The organism is Paraburkholderia dipogonis (assembly GCF_042680985.1).
Taxonomy (GTDB): Bacteria; Pseudomonadota; Gammaproteobacteria; order Burkholderiales; family Burkholderiaceae; genus Paraburkholderia; species Paraburkholderia phytofirmans.
Window position 1 is genome coordinate 82990 of record NZ_JBHUFR010000034.1, and the last position, 19247, is coordinate 102236.

The window sequence follows — 19247 nt, forward strand, 5'->3', positions numbered from 1 at the left end:
GAAGCAGAACCAAAGCTGACCATGACCGATTCCCAACTGGCGCTGCGGCAACGTTCGCCATCCGCTGAACGCAACCGCGAACCGATCCTCGCGGTGTTGCGCGCGGCGCTGCCGGCAAACGGCCGCGTGCTCGAAATCGCGAGCGGCACCGGCCAGCACGCGATCTGGTTCGCCCGCGCGATGCCCGGACTCGACTGGCAACCGAGCGACGCCGACGCCGGCGCGCGCGATTCGATTGCCGCGTGGGTCGCGCACGAAGGGCTCACGAACGTGCGCGCGCCGCTCGCGCTCGACGTGCATCAGCCGGACTGGGGCGTGGACACGCTCGACGCCGTCGTGTGCATCAACATGATTCACATCTCGCCGTGGAGCGCGGCGCAGGCGCTGTTTGCGGGCGCGGGGCGCCGTCTCGTCGACGGCGGTGTCCTGTACCTGTACGGCCCATACAAACGCGGCGGAGCGCATACTTCTCCGAGCAACGATGCCTTCGATCAGCAGTTGCGCGGCCGCGATCCGGAATGGGGCGTGCGCGACATGGAGGAGGTCGTGGCGTTGGGCGCGTCGGTCGGACTGGTGTGCGACGAGCCCATCGCGATGCCCGCCAACAATTTCAGTCTGGTGTTCAGGAAACGCGCGGACGCGACGCGGGACTGACGCACGTTAAATGCGGTTAGGCGTGGCTGAACGTAACTAAGCGCGGCCAAGCACGGTTAAACGCCGGTTCACAACTGGTTCGACGCGATGTAAAACGCCGCTCGTTGCCCGCTAACGAGCGGCAAGCTGGCATTTCTTTTATTCTTTCACCCTCGACGTTGCGCCGACGTTCTTTCCGGCGCGGCGCTACGACATTTTTTGGACTCTGGAGAATTCACATGGGCAAACAGGCAATCGGCGTGGTGGGGCTGGCGGTCATGGGCCGCAATCTGGCGCTCAACATCGAGAGCCGCGGCCACGCGGTGTCGGTGTATAACCGTAGCCGCGAGAAAACCGACGAACTCATCGCCGAATATCCGGACAAGAAGCTGGTGCCGGCTTTCACGCTGGAAGAATTCGTGGAGTCGCTGGAAAAGCCGCGCCGCATTCTGCTGATGGTGAAAGCAGGCGAAGGCACCGACGCCACCATCAACCAGTTGAAACCGCTGCTGGACAAGGGCGACATTCTGATCGACGGCGGCAACACGCATTTCACCGACACCATCCGCCGCAATCAGGATCTCGCGAAGTCCGGACTGCACTTTATCGGCACAGGCGTGTCGGGCGGTGAAGAAGGCGCGCTGAAAGGTCCGTCGATCATGCCGGGCGGTCAGCGCGACGCGTACGACCTCGTGGCCCCGATCCTCACCGAAATCGCGGCGAAGGCGCCGGACGGCGAACCGTGCGTCGCCTACATGGGACCGGACGGCGCGGGCCACTTCGTGAAGATGGTGCACAACGGCATCGAGTACGGCGACATGCAGTTGATTGCGGAAAGCTACGCGGTGCTCAAGCAGGTGGTCGGGTTGTCGAACGAAGAGCTCGGCAAGGTCTATACCGAGTGGAATCAGGGCGAGCTCGACAGCTACCTGATCGAAATCACCTCGAAGATTTTCGGCAAGAAAGACGACGAGACCGGCAAGGATCTGGTCGACGTGATTCTCGATCGTGCCGCGCAGAAGGGCACCGGCAAGTGGACGAGCCAGAACGCGCTCGACCTCGGCGCGCCGCTGCCGCTGATCACCGAGGCTGTGTTCGCGCGCGTGCTGTCGTCGCTGAAAACCCAGCGCGTGGCCGCGAGCAAAGTGCTGGAAGGCCCGGCGGCCAAGCCGCTCGGCGTCGAGCGCGACGCCTTCATCGAATCGGTGCGCCGCGCGCTCTACTTCAGCAAGGTGATTTCGTACGCGCAAGGCTTCGCGCAACTGCGCGCGGCGTCGGAAGAGTACAAATGGGATCTGGATTACGGCACGATCGCGAAGATTTTCCGCGCGGGCTGTATCATCCGCGCCCGCTTCCTGCAAAAGATCACGGACGCCTATACGAAGGACAAGGCGATCGCCAATCTGCTGCTCGATCCGTATTTCCGCGACATCGCCAAGAATTATCAGGCGGCGTTGCGCGAAGTGGTGGTGGCCGCGGTCAATGCGGGCGTGCCGGTGCCCGCTTTCGCGTCGGCGATCGCGTATTTCGACGCGTATCGTTCGGAACGTCTGCCGGCGAACCTGGTGCAGGCGCAGCGCGATTTCTTCGGCGCGCATACGTTCGAACGCATCGACAAGCCGGGCAGCTTCCACGCGAACTGGAGCTGAGCGTTTGAATCGCGGCCCGGCGCGCCCTTGCAGCAAGGTGCGCCAGGCCGCCAAAGCGCTTCAAATTCGTGACAATCAATTATTGCTGAAAGCCAGCGGCCAGATAGGGCTTTGAGACAACCCGTCTGCTACTGTTGCGAAATTCGAAATAGAGTTTCGTCGTTTTAGGGGTTTCCCCTATGTGCCGGCCCTCCTAAACTTCTACTTAAGCGCTACGGAACAACTAATCCGCAGCGAATTACAAAACAAGTTCTGGAGGTTTACATCATGAAAGCTCTTATCTCTGCAGTCGTAGTCGCCGCCGCTCTGGCCGCTCCTGTCGCTTCTTTTGCTCAATCGAATCAGCCGGTTACGCGCGCTCAAGTTCGCGCGGAACTGGTTCAGCTGGAAAAGGCCGGCTACAACCCGGTCGGCGATCAGATCAACTACCCGGCTAACATCCAGGCCGCGCAAGCACGCGTCGATGCGCAAAACGGCAGCGCTCAAGCTGTGAACAGCGGCTATGGCGCACCGATCGCCGGCAGCTCGCAAGCTGGCCGTCCGGTGAGCGGCAACGACCGTAACTCGGTCTACTTCGGCAACTAATTTGCGCCGAAGCTGAGGGAAACGCCGCCTGATTGTTTGGCGGCAAGCAAATGAAAACGCCGTCCGGGTTGCCGGGCGGCGTTTGTCGTTTACGGCGCCATTTGGGCATCGGTATCTGAGCAGATGCCGGTGCGTGCTCGCCGACGTGCGGTTTTGACTGGACGAACCGGCATTGGCGACGCAGAAACCGGCGGGCCAAGCGGTGAGTAAGAACGCGGCACACCGAAGGTGCCGCTGAGCAGCCGCCGAAAGAGGCGCGGCGCGGAGGATGCAACCCGGATCCAACCCGCCAGTCCAGCCCTAATGCAGCGAGCGATGCCGGCGGCCTATTTCATCGAACAACGCGCGGCTGGGTTCGAGGGCGAGCAGCCAGGATTCATCGTAGCCGCTCAGATTGTCGAGCGCCTCGCGCAGCCGCTCGATCGCCAGCGCGGGAATCTCGACGCTCGCCTCCACGCCGCTCGACAATCCCGCAATGCTGGCCAGTTGGACGAGGGCGTCGGCGGCTTCGGCCACGTCGGCGGCGAACACCAGATGCGTGTTCAGCAACTCGACCAGACCGGGCGACGCCGCGACATCGTCGACGTTGAGTTGTACGGCCAGAAAAGTGGCTTTGTTCATTCTCAACTCCCTCGCAGAATTCAGACGTTTTGCTTTCGGCGCGTCGGGGCGGCAAGAACGAGTATAGGCGAGGGCCTCGTGGATTCAATGCTCACACAAATTGCCGCGTGTCCCGCCGACGGCGAGCATGCCGTCCCGGCGCACCTATAATGGGGCCAGCCGGAAGCCGGTTCGCGCGAGTTCTGGCCGCACGCCGTGCCCGACGGATGGTCCGCCATGCCGGCGCCGTTTTTTCTCAACTGCCTCGTGACGATGAAGATCATTCGCAGCAAGAATTTCACCGCGACGCGCGCCTGGGGCGCGCTCGATATCGCCAACATGGGCGGCATCACGACGCGCCTGCACTGGACCGATCAGCCTTATAAGTGGCATGTCAACGACGGCGAGGAAGTGTTCGCCGTGCTCGACGGCCGCGTCGAGATGCGTTATCGCGAAGGCGGCGTCGAACAGTCGGCCATTCTGGAGACGGGCGACGTGTTCTACGCTTCGGTCGGCACCGAGCATGTGGCTCATCCGATCGGCGCGGCGCGCATTCTCGTGGTCGAGGCGGAAGGGAGCGTCTGAATTCTGGCAGACGGCTGGCGCCAGGCCGGCGCGGTTCCCACCCCGCACGACGGCATAATGGATAACCGCTGCCACGCCCTCAAGACGAGCGGCACGGCAAATGCTACCGCATCGATTGAATCCGATTGACCGAACAAAGTGTCGAGGAAAATCAAATGACCAGACCATGGCAATTGACGGGGACCCGGTTGCTGGCAGCGGCCGCGCTCAGCATGATATTCGGCGGCTGTACGAGCATGCCGTGGGAGAGCACGCCGTTTTACAGCAGCACACCTTCCCGTCCGACCACGCTCAGCACGGTGCCGGTTCCCGCCGGTTTCTACCGGGTCAATCCGGGCGACACGATCGGCGCAATTGCATCGGCATATGGCCGCAAGCCGCAGGAGATCGCGGCGTGGAACGGCCTCGCGGCCAACGCCGCCGTCACGCCGGGACAAGTGCTGCGGGTCTCGCCGCCGATGGCCTCGGGCAGCGTCGTGACGCCGCCGGTCGCCGTCGGGCCGAACGGTTCCACCACGCCCGGCGTGCCCGGCGCGCCCGCGGCAGCCGCCGGACCGCAGCAGGGCGTGTTGCAATGGCCGCTGCGTGGACCAGTGCTGAGAGCCTTCGCGCCGGGTAGATCGAACGGCATCGTGATCGGCGGCCGGGCGGGCGATCCGGTCAAGGCGGCCGCTACCGGCCGTGTGGTGTACGCCGGCACGGGTATCGAGGCGTACGGCCCGCTCATCATCATCAAGCACGACGACTCGCTGATCACCGCTTACGGGCAGAACAGCACGCTGCTCGTCAAGGAAGGCGACGCGGTCGCGCAGGGGCAAACCATCGGCGAAGTCGGAGTGGACAGCCGCGGGGTGGCGTCGATCCAGTTCGAGGTCCGCCAGAACGGCCAGCCGGTCGATCCGCTCGCGTGGCTGCCCAAGTCGGGCGGATGAGCTTCTTGCCGCCGCGATTTCAGCGCCTCGTTAATTGAATATACTGTGTGGCTGAACTGCCGGCGCCGTTGCCGCCCGTCGATGCCGACGGTGCGGCGCGTCGACCGGCTGGCATAGGCTGTCATTCACAGACGCACAGGGACACACAATGATCGATTTGCGCAGCGATACCGTAACCCGTCCGACTCCGGCGATGCTCGCGGCCATGTCGGCCGCCGAAGTCGGCGACGACGTCTGGGGCGACGACCCCACCGTGTTGCGTTTGCAGGCCACCTTGGCCGAACGCACCGGCAAGGAAGCAGGCCTGTTCTTCCCGAGCGGCACGCAAAGCAATCTGGCGGCGTTGATGGCGCATTGCGCGCGCGGCGACGAATACATCGTCGGCCAGTTGGCGCACACCTATAAATATGAAGGCGGCGGTGCGGCGGTGCTCGGCAGCATCCAGCCGCAGCCGCTCGAAAATGCCGCGGACGGCTCGATCCCGCTGGAGAAGATCGCCGCGGCGATCAAGCCCATTGACAACCATTTCGCGCGCACGCGGCTGCTGGCGCTGGAAAATACCATCGGCGGCAAGGTGCTGCCGGCGGGGTATGTCGCCGAGGCGGTGCAGCTTGCGCGTCAGCAGGGCCTGTCGGCTCACCTCGACGGCGCGCGTGTTTATAACGCGGCAGTGGCGTCGGACAAGCCGGTCGCGGCATTGTGCGAGCCGTTCGATTCGGTTTCGGTCTGTTTTTCGAAGGGACTGGGCGCGCCGGTCGGTTCAGTGCTGGTCGGCAGCCGGGCGCTCATCGACGTGGCGCACCGCTGGCGCAAGGTGCTGGGCGGCGGCATGCGTCAGGCCGGCGTGCTGGCGGCGGCTTGTCTGTACGCGCTGGATCACAACGTCGAGCGCCTCGCCGACGACCACGCGCACGCCGCGCATCTGGCGGCGGGTCTGGAAGCAATCGATCAGGTCAAAGTGCAGTCGGTCGCCACTAACATGGTGTTCGCGCAGTTTCCGCAGCAGCATTGCGCGCCGCTCGAAGCTTGGCTCAAGGAGCGCGGCATTCTCACGCAGATGCTGTACGCGTCGCGATTCGTGACGCATAAGGACGTGTCGCGTGGGGATATCGATACGTTTATCGCCGCGGTGAAGGGGTATTTCGCGGCGCGGTAAAGCGGAACGGCGAACGCCGAATGCCAAACGCCAAGCGGCTGCGGCCAACACCGCAAAGCAACGCAGCAGCAAAAATCCGTGATCCAGCAGCAAACCAAAGCGGACGCCCTGTCACCTCAGCGCGCCCGCCTTTTTATTTCATCGACGCCTTCGCATGCACGCCTGATCGATGCGACGGCGCCAGCAACCTGAGCCCGCTCGCGAGGCTCGCCGCGCCTGCAAAGAAAGCGCCGGTGCTCAGCGCCAGCGTCGGCCCATGCCGGCCCGCAATCCCGAAACTCAGTGCGACCAGCGCCGCGCCGGTGGTTTGCCCAAGCAGCCGCGCAGTCGCGACGATGCCGCTCGCGCCGCCGCTACGCTCCGGCGGCGCGCTCGCCATCAACGCCTTCAGATTCGGCGACTGGAAGAACCCGAAGCCCGCGCCGCAAACCGCCATGCGAATGCCGATGTCGAGCACGTGCGGATGCACCGGCAGAAGCGCCAGCGAAGCCATCCCCGCCGACATCACCGCGAGACCGATCGCGCCGAGCAGTCCGGGCGGATAGCGGTCGGACAAGCTGCCGGCCAGCGGCGCGGCCAGCGCGACCACCACGGGCCACGGCGTCATCAGAAAGCCGGTCTCGACCTGGCTGCGATGCAGCACGTCCTCGAAGTAGAACGGCAGCGAGACAAACGCCAGCCCTTGCGCGGCGAACGAGCACACGGCCGTCACCGCCGACAACGCGAACACCGGCCGCTTGAACAGATCGACGGGCAGCATTGGCGCGGGATGGCCCGCTTCGCGGCGAATCAACAGGAAGCCGAACACCAGCGCAATCGCCGCCGCGCTCAGCACCAGTTGTGTCGACGCGCGCTGGGCCGCCTCGCCGAGCGCGAAGATCAACGCGGCGAAGGTGATGACGTTCAGCAGCGCCGCGACCGGATCGAAGTGGTGCTTGCCGCGCTCGGTGTGCGGCAGCGCCGGCCAGGCGAAGCCCAGGGCCAGCAGGCCGAGCGGAACGTTGACCGCGAACAGCCACGGCCACGCGGCCACCGACAGAATCAGCGAGGCCACCGTCGGCCCGACCGCAAACGACACGCCGACGATCAGCGCGTTGGTGCCGAGGCCGCGTCCGAGCCGGTGAGGCGGATACAGATAGCGGATCAGCGCGGTATTCACGCTCATGATCGCGCTCGCGCCGAGGCCTTGCAGCACGCGCGCGGCGGCCAGCAGCGGCAGCGTCGAGGCCAGCGAGCACGCCAGCGACGCCAGCGTGAAGAGCGCAATCCCGCCGATATAGATCCGCCGATGCCCGACGATATCGCCGAGCGCAGCGAGCGGCAGTAGCGTCGCGACCATCGCGAGCTGATACGCATTGATGATCCACACCGATGCCGCCGGCGCCGCATGCAGGTCGGCGGCGATGGCGGGCAGCGCGGTGTTGGCGATGGCGGTGTCGAGCGTGGCGAGCGCGACGGCGAGCATGATCGCGGCCATCGCGCGGCGGTTGGCGGCGGACATCGGGACGTCCGCGGGAAAAGGGTGGGCGGCGGGGTGGGCGGCGCTGGGTTTGTCGGACAAGGCGGTGGCTCGTCGGGTTGAGCATGCCCGCGCGCAGCCGGCCGAGTCGAGGCGCGCGGCGCGCGAGTGGCAGAAGTTGCGGGACGTGAGACGCGCGTGGCCTGAATCCAGCGTTCGAAGCATTTCAGGCGGCCGCGCGGCGAATGTAGCGATTGTTACAGAGACGCCGAAAACGTGCTGGGACCCGGGCGGGAAAGGGCGCCGATCACGCTGCCTACAATGCAACTAACGGTCAAGTCCGCGCGCGCTTCGCGAACTGATCCGCGCTCGTGTTGTCACACGCCACTCCGGCACAACCACTTAGCAGACGAGGCGCTCCGATTTGACCACGCACCGAGCCACCCGCTCATTCATCCACGCGTCACGCGGCGAAAAAATAATGGCGTTGCCTTCCATCCAGCGCGCATTGGGCGTTTCGCAATCGTTTGCCTGTTTTGCGCAACCGATGCACGCGCGCAGTGCCGCGCACACATGGCTTGCACCTCGCGCGTGCGAAAGCGTGCGAAAAAACGCCGCCTTGGCTGATGTCGGCGGGCATGGCATGTGCGTAACCAGGCGTTCGCGCCCCCCGGTGTCCGGTGGCCTTAAAATGTCCTACTCTGTTTCTTAACCCGCCTGACCGGCTCGCGCCTCCCGCCCGTCATCTGTGCGGTCCGCGTATGTCGCGTCTTTTTTCCCGGAGGCTTCGATGACAGCCGTCGATCTGGAATTCGACCAGCTCAACAGTACCGTCGACGCGCTACGGCGCTCAATTTCCAATCGCATGATGTACGGCGTCGGTAAGGACGCCGTCACCGCGCATCCGCATGACTGGCTGCACGCCGCGGCGCTCGCCGTGCGCGACCGGCTGGTCGCGCGCTGGATGAAAACCACGCGCCTGCAATACGAACAGGACGTGAAACGCGTCTACTACCTGTCGATGGAGTTCCTGATCGGCCGGACCTTTACGAACGCCTTGCTCGCGCTCGGCATCCACGATCAGATGAAGGAAGCGCTGGCGAGTCTCGGCGTGGACATGGATGCGCTGACCGATATCGAGCCGGACGCCGCGCTCGGCAACGGCGGCCTCGGCCGGCTCGCGGCGTGCTTTCTCGATTCGATGGCGACGCTCGGCATTCCGGGTTTCGGTTACGGCATTCGCTATGAATACGGCATGTTCCGTCAGCAGATCGTCAATGGCGAGCAGGTCGAAGCGCCGGACTACTGGCTGCGCGCAGGCAATCCGTGGGAGTTTCCGCGGCCCGAAGTCACCTACATGGTTCACTTCGGCGGCCGCACGGTGCAGCGCGGCGAACACGTGGAATGGATCGACACCCAGCACGTGAACGCCACCGCGTACGACACCGTCATTCCGGGTTACGCGACCGACGCGACCAACACGCTGCGCCTATGGTCGGCGCGCGCCGCCGAGGAGCTCGACCTCGGCGCGTTCAATCGTGGCGACTATCGCAACGCGGTCGACACCAAGAACATGTCTGAGAACGTCTCACGTCTGCTGTATCCGGACGACTCGACGCCGGCCGGCCGCGAACTGCGTTTGCGCCAGGAATACTTTTTCGTTTCGGCGACCATGCAGGATCTGATTCGCCGCTATCAGCGCACGCACAGCACGTTCGGGCGCTTCTCCGAAAAAGTGGCGGTGCATCTGAACGATACGCACCCCGTGCTGGCGATTCCCGAGCTGATGCGTCTGCTCGTGGACGTCCACCATCTGCAGTGGGACAAGGCGTGGAAGCATGTCACGCAGATCTTCTCGTACACGAACCACACGCTGATGCCCGAGGCGCTCGAAACATGGGACGTCGAGTTGCTCGCGCGGCTGCTGCCGCGCCATCTCGAGATCATCTTCGAGATCAACGCGCAGTTTCTCAAGCACGTCAGCGAGCAATCGGGTCATGACGCCGAGATGATCCGCCGCATTTCGCTCGTCGACGAATACGGGCAGCGGCGCGTGCGGATGGCGTATCTGGCGATCGTTGCGAGCCACAAGGTAAACGGCGTGTCGAAGCTGCACTCGCAGTTGATGACGCGCGATATCTTTGCGGACTTCGCGCGCGTCTTTCCGGACCGCTTCACCAATGTCACCAACGGCATTACGCCGCGCCGCTGGCTCGCGCAGGCGAGCCCGTCGCTGTCCTCGCTGATCGATCAGCAGATTGGCAAACACTGGCGCAGCAATCTGTTCGAACTGGAACAGCTGCGCAACCTGCGCACGGACAGCGGGTTTATCGAGGCCTTCCGTGAAGCGAAGCGGCAGAACAAACTGCGGCTCGTGCAACGTCTCGCGCATCACACCAAACTGCATTTCGATCCGGACGCGCTGTTCGATCTGCAGGTCAAGCGCATTCACGAATACAAGCGGCAACTCCTCAACGTGCTGCATGTGATCGTGCGCTACAACCAGATTCGCGCGAATCCCGAGCGCGACTGGGTGCCGCGCGTGGTGATGTTCGCCGGCAAGGCCGCGTCCGCGTATCGCATGGCGAAGACCATCATCAAGCTTATCGGCGACGTGAGCGAGAAGGTCAATCACGATCCGCTGGTCGGCGACCGTCTGAAAGTGGTGTTCGTGCCGAACTACGGCGTGAGCGTGGCGGAGCTGATCATTCCGGCCGCGGATCTGTCGGAGCAGATTTCGATGGCCGGCACGGAAGCATCGGGCACCGGCAACATGAAACTCGCGCTCAACGGCGCGCTGACGATCGGCACGATGGACGGCGCGAACATCGAAATCTGCGACGCAGTGGGCCGCGAGAACATCTTCATCTTCGGCCATACCGCGGACGAAGTAGACAACCTGCGCGCCACCGGTTACCGGCCGCGGCAAATCTACGAAGAGAACGCGGAACTGCGCACGGCGCTCGACCAGATTCGCACGGGCTTCTTTTCGCCGGACGATCCGCTGCGCTTCTCGGATATTTTCCACACGCTGGTCGATTGGGGCGATCACTACATGGTGCTCGCCGATTTCGCCGCGTTCGCCAAGGCGCAGGACGAAGTGGACGCACGCTTCGTCGACAAACGTGCATGGACGGAAAGCGCGATCGAGAATGTGGCGGGCATGGGGCAGTTTTCGTCGGATCGCACGATCGGCGAATATGCACGCAACATCTGGCATGTGAATCCGCTGAATATCGAATAGCGGAACGGTTGCTTCGTTTCAGCGCCACGTGGACATGGACGTGGAAAGGCCGTGCGATGGCTGGTGAATCGCACGGCCTTTTCATTGACTGATGCCGCAGCGGTTATTGCGCGAACTTCTCGACCTCGTTCGCGGCGCGCAGGCCAAGCTGGCTGTGCGGAAAGTCGAACAGCACGTCGATATTCTGCATGCCCATCAGGCCGATCACGATGCGGTCGGCGCCCGGTTTCGCCTTGACGATCGTCACTTGCGCGCCTTCATAGCGATGCACCCATTTACCTGTGCCGAGCGCCGCGTTGTAGTTGCCTTGATTGAGCACCTTGCCGACTTCGTCGTCACCGGTCCAGTTCGGTGCCTTGTCCATTTCAATGCGAATCATGTCGGTGCTGGCCGTGGCAAACACCAGCGGCGCGCAAAAGGTCATCTTGTCGCCGACGTTGACGCAACCTCTCGGCCATTGCGCCGTGCCGTCTTGCAAGACGGTCATCGGCGCCATCGTGTAGTCCTTCATGAGCGCGCTCGACGGACTCAGCACGAAGTAAGGCTTTGCAAAATTCGCGTGCACCAGATAGCGCTGGCCGATATTGCCGGGCAACGCGCGCAGCGGTTGCGTGCAGCAGGTGTCGTCCGGTTGCGCCGCGCCGATGCCGAGCAGACCCGAGAATGCCCACCCGAATTCGCCGGTGTAGCCGTCCATGCCCACGCAGCGCCGGGCGTTGGGTTGGCAGTTCACCAATTCGACGGCTTGCGCGTCGACTTGCGCCGGCTTCGTGCCCGCGAGACTCATCGGCAGTTTTACGGCCGCGCCGGCGACTTGTGCGCCATTTGCCAACGGCAGCGAACTCACCGGACCGGCGTTCGGATAATTCGTGGCCGGCAGCACCGACTTCAGCACGCGCACGCCCTGCGTGCCCGTGTCCAGTGCGACATACACCGCCTTGCCGTCGAGTTGGATCGGCAGGCCGAGGCGAGCGTGGCCCGCGTCGACGCGCTCCACTTGCAGCGGAATCAGCAGGCCGTCCTGGCCGCCGTTGATCAGTGAGGCAGCCGGCGCGGGCGGCGTGGGCGTGGGAAAGGTCACGGCGCAGCCGCTGAGCGCGGCGAGCGCACCGGTCACGACAAGCGTGGCCGCGCTGAAACGACGCCGGCTGAGGCGCAAATGCCGGCGCGCGGCATCGAGGGACGACAGGAACATAGATCACACGCTTTGCAAAGAGCGGGTCCCTGGCGAAGGCGAGGCATTGCAAGCGGCGAGGAGGACAACGCGAGCGGCAATCGCGCTGGATTGGCCGCGGCGTGATCGAAAAACCGGGTCGCTTGCGAAACCTGCGGGAGGGGACACGCGATAACAGGAGCGGCGACTCTACATGGCCGCTCGAGTGCATCTGCAAAGATGTGTAAAGACACGGGCGCGGCCGGCAACCGGCCCGTGCAAGTGTCGATCTACATTAATAGTCGCGCGGACGGCGGATCACAGTAGATTGCGCGCGGCCGAGCGTGGCGCGATCGAGTTTGACGGTCAGCAGGCCGATCACGTCGTCGAGCGTGCGCGACGTGACTTCGACGCGGAACGTCACGCGCTCGCGTTGCCGATCGATGGTGACGACATACAGACGCAGGTCGTCGCCGAGCGCGGCGTGCAGCGCGCGCCGCCCGTTGGCCGACGACGTGCCGGGCACGGTGACCTCGATAATGACGAGCGGCACGACGATATGCGTGCGGCGCGGCAGCCGCGGCGCGTGTGGCGTGCGCGAGGTGCGCGAGGTGCGAGTAATGGGAAGATCGGGCGTAGCGGCGGACGTGTGCATAGGGTTGCGCCGACCCGGTGGGCGGCGCGCGTTGTTGACACCCGTCCACTCTAGCGACGCGCGTCTCAAGGACGCGCAAAAGCTGCCGCGCGGCGAATCAAAATCGTGTTAACGCGCGAGTTGCGTGTGGCGTGCTATCGCGGCAACTAGCACCTGAAAGCTGCGAACCGCGTTGTCAAACCTTCGGCGCCGCGGCTGTGGCCTTCGCCTCATTCACGGCGACGGCAACGCGTTCGACGAACTCGCGATCGACGCTCATCAGCGCTTCGCGATCGCCGTTCGCCGTCTGCACCATCAGACGATGCGTGATGTCCTGGGTCAGCCAGGTGAGCCAACCGACCACGGCCAGCATCGTGCCGCACACGATGCCCACCGGCGAGCGTAATATCGCGCCGACAATAACGCCGGCGATGCCGAGCAGGGAAAGCGTGACCGGCAAGACCTTGTTTTTCGGCACGGTGACGACACGCACGTCCACGATCTCGCGCAGCGGAAAGACCTGGCCGGCGGACGAGAGTGCGTTGCGCGTGACCGACACGCCGCGATCATTGAAGGGTGTTTCCATCGAGTCGAATGCAAGCGGTGGCAAAGGGCGCAGCGTACCAGACTTCGAATGCCTGAAGTTACGGGACCTTTCCCCGTCTGACAGGCTGCGCGCGATCACCATCTATGCCGTGCGGACGAACAGCGCGCGGAGCTTGCTCGAGAATTCACCGCCCTGTCTAAAAAAGCGCCCGATGAACACGAGGTCGCCAAGCACCTGGACCTGCCAGATGTTCGGCCTGAGCCACGATGCGCGAGCCCTCGCCACTGTCAGCCGGCATATCGCCGGCGGGATCGGCCCGGCGCCGGCACAGCGACTGCGCCGCCGGTCTCAATCAAACGCCTTGTCGTTCGGCGCTGCGTACAACTTCTCCAGCGCCTCGCTCATCGGAAAATCGAAGTTGATGCCTTTGGGCGGCACCGGCTTCATGAACCACTTGTCGTACAGGGTTTTGATCTCACTGCCTTTCATGACCCGAACCATGACGTCGTCAACCAGTTTCTTGAACTCCGGATCGTCCTTGCGGAGCATGAAGCCATACGCTTCCGACGACTGAGGCGCTCCCACAATGACCCAGTCGGCGGGCCTGGCCGTCAGCGAGCGCGCGCCCGCGAGCAGCACGTCGTCCATCATGTACGCCACCGCACGGCCGGTTTCGAGCGTGACGCGGCCTTCGCCGTAATCCTTCGCGCTGATGATCTGCATGTTCATCTTTTTCTCCTCGTTCATTTTCCTGAGGAGACGCTCCGACGTGGTGCCCTGATTGGTCACGACGGTCTTGCCGGCCAGGTCCGCGAAATCCTTGATGCCTGAGTCCTTGCGCGTCAGAAGACGCGTCGTGGCAACGAAAAACGTGTCGGAAAACGCGACCTGATTTTGCCGGGAGGTCAGATTCGTCGTCACCCCGCATTCGAGGTCGACCGTGCCGTTCTGAACCAGTGGGATGCGGTTCTGCGAAGTAACTGGTATGAAGCGGACGTGCAGATCGGGGTGACCGGTTTTGGCCTTCACCGCATCGATGATCCTGTTGCAAATGTCCTGAGAAAATCCGATCACCTGGTTGTTCGTATCAACGTACGAAAACGGCACCGACGTCTCGCGGTGACCGATCGAAATCGAATCGCCGCTGCGGATTTTTGCCAGGGTCGACTGTGGCTCCTCGGCCGAAGCGCTGGTCGAAACAACGGCAAAAGTCGCGAGGGCCATCAGCAGCGTGTGTTTCATAGCAATTACCCCATCGTGGTGAGAACCAGTCTCTGCGCACCTGCGCGGCTGGCCTGATACATATGTTGCCAGAAAAATATTAAATGCAACATATGTTAACCACCGATGTGTAAAACGTTCAGCGGCTTGTTGTGGCGCAAGCCGCCGGTACGGGCATCGACGGGGGGAACGTTAAATGCTACCCCACCGGACAGAGTCGCATGGCGGCATTGATACAGCCGCACGACCTGCACATCGAACCAAGGAGACAGCACAATGACCACTCGGCCCACCAATCCGCCGGACTTTGCACGCCGGAAAATTCTCGCCGCGCTGGCAAGTTCCATCGCATTGTCGGCATGTGGTGGTGGTGGAGGCGGTGGCGGGTCAGGCGGTTCGACGAATCCTGTGATCGGTGCGATCCCGCCTGATCGCGCAAACCTTCCGCGTCCCCCATTGCCGGACCCGTCGACTTCCGGCATCGACCATATCGTGCTCGTCACGATGGAAAACCGGTCCTTCGACCATTTGCTGGGGTGGGTGCCGAACGCCGAAAGCGCACAGGCAGGGCGCACGTTCACCGATGCGTTCGGCGCGGCGCGCGGATCGTTCGCGCTCACCGCCAATGCGGCCTACGGCTTCCAGGGCTGCGCCTATGCTGACCCGAATCACGCGTACGAGGCCGGGCGCGTCCACCTGGCAAACGGCGCGATGAACGGCTTTCTGCTCACGCCGGGCACCAGTCTCACGCCCGGCGACTTGCTGCCGATCGGCTATTTCCAGGCCGCGGATCTGCAGTTCTACCAGGGGGCGGTCGCGCAGTACACCGTGTGCGACTACTACATGAGCGGCATTCTTGCCGACACCTACCCGAACCGGGTCTACCTGCATAGCGGTGAGACGGACCGTCTCAGCGACACGCTCGACATATCGTCGTTGCCGACCATCTGGGACCGGCTGGATGCAAAGAACATCTCGTCGACGTACTACTTCCACGACGTGCCGTTCACGGCGCTCTACGGAACCCGCTATGTCGGGCGTTCCAAACTGTTTGCCGATTTTCTCACCGATGCCGCCGCGGGCACGCTCCCGTCGTTCTGCATGGTCGATCCGAGTTTCGGCGGCGAATCGCAGGGAACCTCGAACGACGACCATCCGCACGCGGACGTGCGCAACGGCCAGGTGCTGTTGGGACAGATCTACGACGCGCTGCGCACGAGCCCGAACTGGAGCAAGACGCTCGTGATCATTGTCTACGACGAGTGGGGCGGCTTCATGGAACATGTCGCGCCGCCGGTGAGGACCGTGTCGGCTGCTGAAAGCGCGTTGGGCAACGACGGGCGGCTCGGGTTTCGCGTACCGTGCGTGCTGCTCGGACCACGGGTGCGTGCGAACAATGTGTCGCGCTATCCATTCGATCCCAGTTCGATCCACCAGTTGCTTGCCTGGCGCTTCGGGCTCGATCCGCTCGGCGCGCGGGGCAGCGACCCGGCAACGGTCAACCTCGCGTATGCGTTGGATCTGGCGGACGCGCCACGCACCGATGCGCCGGCCATCGCCGTCACACAGGGTGTCTTCGGCGCGGCGTGCTCGACGTCGGCGGCTACTGGCGCTTCGGGCGCGACCGGCATCGGACAGCTCGACAAGAGTCAGGTCACAGCGCAAAGCGCCGTTCCCAATACGGCGGTCAGCGCGGTGGGCGGCCGCTTTGCGGAGCTGAGAACGCAGGCCGACGCTCTCGGCTTCCCGCGTCCGCAGTAAGCAGGCGTCGAAGGCGAGGCGCCGCGTTGTCTTAACCCGCCTTCGGCACGCCGGCGTCCCGATGATGGTCGGCGGCGAGAAACATATACATGGCGGGCACCACGAACAACGTAAAGAGCGTGCCGATCGACAGCCCCGTGAAGATCACGAGGCCCATCGCATTGCGGCCCGCGGCGCCCGCGCCCGAGGCAACCACGAGCGGCAGAACGCCGAGCACCATCGCCGCCGTCGTCATCAGAATCGGGCGCAGCCGCACGCCCGCCGCTTCTTCCAGCGCTTCGCGCTTCGACCGGCCGGCGTGTTGCAGTTCGTTGGCGAACTGGACGATCAGGATGCCGTGCTTGCTGACGAGCCCCATCAGCGTGACGAGCCCGACCTGCGTGTAGATGTTCAGCGTCGTCAAACCGATGTTGATGAAGATCAGCGCGCCGAACAGCGCCATGGGTACCGAAACCAGAATCACGATCGGGTCGCGGAAACTTTCGAATTGGGCCGCAAGCGCAAGGAACACGATGATCGTCGCGAACAGCAGTGTGATGACGAAACCGCCGGACTCCTGCACGAACTGCCGCGATTGCCCCGAATAATCCGCCGAGTAACCCGCGGGCGCGGCCTGTGCGGTCGCCTTGCGCAGAAAATCGAGCACCTCGCCCTGTGACACGCCAGGCACGATCACGCCGGAGATCGTCGCCGAGTTGAGTTGCTGGAAATGGTTGATCGATTCCGGCACGACCTTGTGTTCGAGATGCGCGATCGTCGATGCCGGAATGACGCTGCCGTCCGGCGTGCGCAGATAATAATCGAGCACCTGCGAAGGATTCAGGCGGTCGGTCTGCAACACCTGCGGAATCACCTTGTAAGAGCGCCCCGCGATCGAGAAGTAGTTGACATAGCCGCCGCCGAGCGCCGACCCGAGCGCCTGCCCGACGTCGCTCTGCGAGAGCCCGAGCGAAGCGACCTTGTCGCGGTCGACAACCAGCGTGGCTTCCGGCTTGTCGAGCTTGAGATCGCTGTCGACGAAGAAAAACATCCCGCTCGCTCGCGCTTGTTGCAGAACTGCCTGCGAGACCTCGTTGAGGTTCTCGAACGGTTCGGTCGTGCTGATCACGAACTGCACCGGCAAGCCCTGCGAGCCCGGCAGCGGCGGAAACTGGAACGCCGCGACGCGCGCGCCGGCAATCTGATTCCATTTCTGCTGCAATTCCTGCTGCAGCGCGGTCGCGCCCTTGCTGCGCTGATCCCATGTCTTGAACAACACGCCGCCGATCCCCTGGTTGAGTGTCGGCGCGCCGGTGAGCTGGAACATCTGCGAGTATTCGGGCAGCGCTTTGGAGATATTGAAGACCTGGTCCGCGTACGTTTGCATCTGCTGGATGGTCGCGTTCGGCGGCCCCTGGATTTGCGACAGCACGATGCCCTGATCCTCCTGCGGCGCGAGTTCCGATTTCGACGTCATGAACAGATAGATCGTGCCGGCGAGCAGCAGCGCGCCCATCACGATGAACACGGGCCAGGTGTCGAGCGTGGCGTGCAGCAGACGGCCATAGCCGCGATGAACGCGATCGAACTGGCGGTCGACGAAGCGCGCGAAGCGCCCCGACTCCTGCTCCGCGCGGAAAAAGCGCGAGCACATCATCGGCGACAGCGTGAGCGCGATCACGCCGGACACCGTCACCGCGCCGGCCAGCGAGAAGGCGAACTCGGTGAAGAGCGCGCCCGTCAGGCCGCCCTGAAAGCCGATTGGCGCATACACGGCGATCAGCACGACGGTCATCGCGAGGATCGGCCCGCCGAGCTCGCGCGCGGCGATCAGCGCGGCATCGAGGGGCGCCTTGCCTTCCTCCTTCATGTGTCGATCCACGTTCTCCACGACGATGATCGCGTCGTCCACCACGAGTCCGATTGCAAGCACGAGCGCGAGCAGCGTCAGCAGATTGATCGAATAGCCGAGCAATTGCATGACGAAGAACGTGCCGATCAGCGACAGCGGCATCGCGATCAGCGGCACGACGACCGCGCGGAAGCTGCCGAGGAACAGGAAAATCACCGCGGTGACGATCAGCAGCGCTTCCACCAGCGTCTTGATGACTTCGACGATCGCCGTGTTGACGAAATCGGTTGCGTCGTACACGATCTCGCCCGTCATGCCGGTCGGAAACTGCTTCTGCAGGCCGGGAAAGATGGCCTTCACACGCTTGGCGACATCGAGAATATTGGCGTCCGGCGCGACCTTGATGCCGATGAACACCGAACGCTTGCCGCTGAACGCGACGTTGAAGTCGTAGCTGTCGGCGCCGAGCACGACATTGGCGACGTCTTCGAGGCGCACGATCGCGCCGTTCTTCTGCTTGATGACGAGTTGCTTGAAGTCGTCGACGGTATGGAGGTCCGTGCCCGCGTTCAGGTCGACGCTGACCATTTGCCCTTTGGTCGTGCCGAGCGTCGCGAGATAGTTGTTGTTGCCGAGCGCCGTGAAGACGTCGGCCGCCGTCACGCCGTGCGCGGCGAGCCGTGTCGCATCGAGCCACGCGCGCAGCGCGAACTGCCGCCCGCCGAGAATTTCGGCGGTCTGCACGCCTTCGATCGAATCGAGCTTGGGCTTGACCACACGCAACAGGTAATCCGTGACGTTGTTGCTCGGCAGCACGTCGCTGTAAAAGCCCATGTACATCGCGTCGGTGGTCTGCCCGGTCTGTACCGTCAGCACCGGCTGCTGCGCTTGCGGCGGCAACTGGTTGCGCACCGAGCCGATCTGCGTATTGATCTCGGTGAGCGCGCGGTTCGCATCGTAGTTCAAGCGCAGCGTGGCGATAATCGTCGATACGCCGGTGCTGCTCGTCGACGACATGTAGTCGATGCCTTGCGCCTGGGCAATCGCCGCCTCGAGCGGCTGCGTGATGAAGCCCGCAATGGTGTCGGCGTTCGCGCCGTAATAGGCCGTGGTGATCGTCACGACGGCGTTTTCGGTCTGCGGATACTGGCTGACTTTCAGGGCGGCCAGCGAGCGCAATCCGAGCACGAGGATCAGCAGGCTGACCACCGAGGCCAGCACGGGCCGCCGGATAAAGAGATCGGTGAAGGTCATCGC

General features: G+C 63.7%; 15 protein-coding genes. 8 read left to right on the plus strand and 7 right to left on the minus strand.

The window, feature by feature from the left end:
- Nucleotides 1–21: 21 nt before the first annotated feature.
- The 3 genes from ACFSNN_RS35795 (at nucleotide 22) to ACFSNN_RS35805 (ending at nucleotide 2867) form a co-directional block, all read left to right on the plus strand.
- Nucleotides 22–654 (plus strand): DUF938 domain-containing protein, encoded by a 633-nt coding sequence (locus tag ACFSNN_RS35795; RefSeq protein ID WP_134463527.1) that lies wholly within the window; start codon nucleotides 22–24, stop codon nucleotides 652–654.
- A gap of 218 nt (nucleotides 655–872) precedes the next feature.
- On the plus strand, nucleotides 873–2282 hold the full coding sequence (gene gndA, locus ACFSNN_RS35800) for an NADP-dependent phosphogluconate dehydrogenase (protein WP_012427815.1): 1410 nt from the start codon (nucleotides 873–875) through the stop codon (nucleotides 2280–2282).
- 267 nt (nucleotides 2283–2549) lie between these two features.
- On the plus strand, nucleotides 2550–2867 hold the full coding sequence (locus tag ACFSNN_RS35805) for a DUF4148 domain-containing protein (protein WP_134463529.1): 318 nt from the start codon (nucleotides 2550–2552) through the stop codon (nucleotides 2865–2867).
- A gap of 300 nt (nucleotides 2868–3167) precedes the next feature.
- Here ACFSNN_RS35805 and ACFSNN_RS35810 read toward each other — a convergent pair whose 3' ends face one another.
- Entirely contained in the window at nucleotides 3168–3488 is a 321-nt protein-coding gene (locus ACFSNN_RS35810; protein WP_035555954.1) for a hypothetical protein, read from the minus strand.
- 252 nt (nucleotides 3489–3740) lie between these two features.
- On the opposite strand from ACFSNN_RS35810, the gene ACFSNN_RS35815 reads away from it, so the two are divergent.
- The 3 genes from ACFSNN_RS35815 (at nucleotide 3741) to ltaE (ending at nucleotide 6140) form a co-directional block, all read left to right on the plus strand.
- A complete protein-coding gene (locus ACFSNN_RS35815; RefSeq protein WP_012427812.1) occupies nucleotides 3741–4052 on the plus strand; it encodes a cupin domain-containing protein in 312 nt (103 codons plus the stop codon).
- Between the two features lie 155 nt (nucleotides 4053–4207).
- Complete coding sequence (locus ACFSNN_RS35820) at nucleotides 4208–4984, plus strand: peptidoglycan DD-metalloendopeptidase family protein (RefSeq protein WP_134463531.1); 777 nt, start codon at nucleotides 4208–4210, stop codon at nucleotides 4982–4984.
- Between the two features lie 148 nt (nucleotides 4985–5132).
- Nucleotides 5133–6140: a low-specificity L-threonine aldolase gene (ltaE, locus tag ACFSNN_RS35825; RefSeq protein ID WP_134463533.1), complete on the plus strand. Its 1008-nt coding sequence runs from the start codon at nucleotides 5133–5135 to the stop codon at nucleotides 6138–6140.
- A gap of 133 nt (nucleotides 6141–6273) precedes the next feature.
- On the opposite strand, the gene ACFSNN_RS35830 is transcribed toward ltaE, so the two are convergent.
- A complete protein-coding gene (locus tag ACFSNN_RS35830) occupies nucleotides 6274–7641 on the minus strand; it encodes an MFS transporter (protein WP_134463535.1) in 1368 nt (455 codons plus the stop codon).
- A gap of 748 nt (nucleotides 7642–8389) precedes the next feature.
- Here ACFSNN_RS35830 and ACFSNN_RS35835 point away from each other — a divergent pair.
- Nucleotides 8390–10843, plus strand: coding sequence for a glycogen/starch/alpha-glucan phosphorylase (locus ACFSNN_RS35835; RefSeq protein ID WP_134463537.1), 2454 nt, complete (start codon nucleotides 8390–8392; stop codon nucleotides 10841–10843).
- Between the two features lie 103 nt (nucleotides 10844–10946).
- On the opposite strand, the gene ACFSNN_RS35840 is transcribed toward ACFSNN_RS35835, so the two are convergent.
- From ACFSNN_RS35840 to ACFSNN_RS35855, 4 genes are all read right to left on the minus strand, one after another.
- Entirely contained in the window at nucleotides 10947–12038 is a 1092-nt protein-coding gene (locus tag ACFSNN_RS35840) for a hypothetical protein (protein ID WP_134463539.1), read from the minus strand.
- 253 nt (nucleotides 12039–12291) lie between these two features.
- Nucleotides 12292–12651 carry a hypothetical protein gene (locus ACFSNN_RS35845; RefSeq protein WP_134463541.1) on the minus strand — a complete coding sequence of 120 codons (360 nt, stop codon included), beginning with the start codon at nucleotides 12649–12651 and terminating at the stop codon, nucleotides 12292–12294.
- A 175-nt stretch (nucleotides 12652–12826) separates the two neighbouring features.
- Nucleotides 12827–13216 carry a DUF6232 family protein gene (locus ACFSNN_RS35850; RefSeq protein WP_134463543.1) on the minus strand — a complete coding sequence of 130 codons (390 nt, stop codon included), beginning with the start codon at nucleotides 13214–13216 and terminating at the stop codon, nucleotides 12827–12829.
- A gap of 309 nt (nucleotides 13217–13525) precedes the next feature.
- Nucleotides 13526–14401, minus strand: coding sequence for a glutamate/aspartate ABC transporter substrate-binding protein (locus ACFSNN_RS35855; protein WP_134465588.1), 876 nt, complete (start codon nucleotides 14399–14401; stop codon nucleotides 13526–13528).
- A 273-nt stretch (nucleotides 14402–14674) separates the two neighbouring features.
- Between ACFSNN_RS35855 and ACFSNN_RS35860 the strand changes: the two genes are divergently transcribed.
- Nucleotides 14675–16159, plus strand: a complete 1485-nt coding sequence (locus tag ACFSNN_RS35860; protein WP_134463545.1) for an alkaline phosphatase family protein — start codon at nucleotides 14675–14677, stop codon at nucleotides 16157–16159.
- 31 nt (nucleotides 16160–16190) lie between these two features.
- On the opposite strand, the gene ACFSNN_RS35865 is transcribed toward ACFSNN_RS35860, so the two are convergent.
- Nucleotides 16191–19244, minus strand: a complete 3054-nt coding sequence (locus ACFSNN_RS35865; protein ID WP_134463547.1) for an efflux RND transporter permease subunit — start codon at nucleotides 19242–19244, stop codon at nucleotides 16191–16193.
- Nucleotides 19245–19247 lie beyond the last annotated feature (3 nt).

Excerpts from the sequence above, each read along its gene's own strand:
- ACFSNN_RS35795 (WP_134463527.1), top strand. The coding sequence starts at position 22 with ATGACCGATTCCCAACTGGCGCTGCGGCAACGTTCGCCATCCGCTGAA.
- gndA (WP_012427815.1), top strand. The coding sequence starts at position 873 with ATGGGCAAACAGGCAATCGGCGTGGTGGGGCTGGCGGTCATGGGCCGC.
- ACFSNN_RS35805 (WP_134463529.1), top strand. The coding sequence starts at position 2,550 with ATGAAAGCTCTTATCTCTGCAGTCGTAGTCGCCGCCGCTCTGGCCGCT.
- ACFSNN_RS35810 (WP_035555954.1), bottom strand. The coding sequence starts at position 3,488 with ATGAACAAAGCCACTTTTCTGGCCGTACAACTCAACGTCGACGATGTC.
- ACFSNN_RS35815 (WP_012427812.1), top strand. The coding sequence starts at position 3,741 with ATGAAGATCATTCGCAGCAAGAATTTCACCGCGACGCGCGCCTGGGGC.
- ACFSNN_RS35820 (WP_134463531.1), top strand. The coding sequence starts at position 4,208 with ATGACCAGACCATGGCAATTGACGGGGACCCGGTTGCTGGCAGCGGCC.
- ltaE (WP_134463533.1), top strand. The coding sequence starts at position 5,133 with ATGATCGATTTGCGCAGCGATACCGTAACCCGTCCGACTCCGGCGATG.
- ACFSNN_RS35830 (WP_134463535.1), bottom strand. The coding sequence starts at position 7,641 with ATGTCCGCCGCCAACCGCCGCGCGATGGCCGCGATCATGCTCGCCGTC.
- ACFSNN_RS35835 (WP_134463537.1), top strand. The coding sequence starts at position 8,390 with ATGACAGCCGTCGATCTGGAATTCGACCAGCTCAACAGTACCGTCGAC.
- ACFSNN_RS35840 (WP_134463539.1), bottom strand. The coding sequence starts at position 12,038 with ATGTTCCTGTCGTCCCTCGATGCCGCGCGCCGGCATTTGCGCCTCAGC.
- ACFSNN_RS35845 (WP_134463541.1), bottom strand. The coding sequence starts at position 12,651 with ATGCACACGTCCGCCGCTACGCCCGATCTTCCCATTACTCGCACCTCG.
- ACFSNN_RS35850 (WP_134463543.1), bottom strand. The coding sequence starts at position 13,216 with ATGGAAACACCCTTCAATGATCGCGGCGTGTCGGTCACGCGCAACGCA.
- ACFSNN_RS35855 (WP_134465588.1), bottom strand. The coding sequence starts at position 14,401 with ATGGCCCTCGCGACTTTTGCCGTTGTTTCGACCAGCGCTTCGGCCGAG.
- ACFSNN_RS35860 (WP_134463545.1), top strand. The coding sequence starts at position 14,675 with ATGACCACTCGGCCCACCAATCCGCCGGACTTTGCACGCCGGAAAATT.
- ACFSNN_RS35865 (WP_134463547.1), bottom strand. The coding sequence starts at position 19,244 with ATGACCTTCACCGATCTCTTTATCCGGCGGCCCGTGCTGGCCTCGGTG.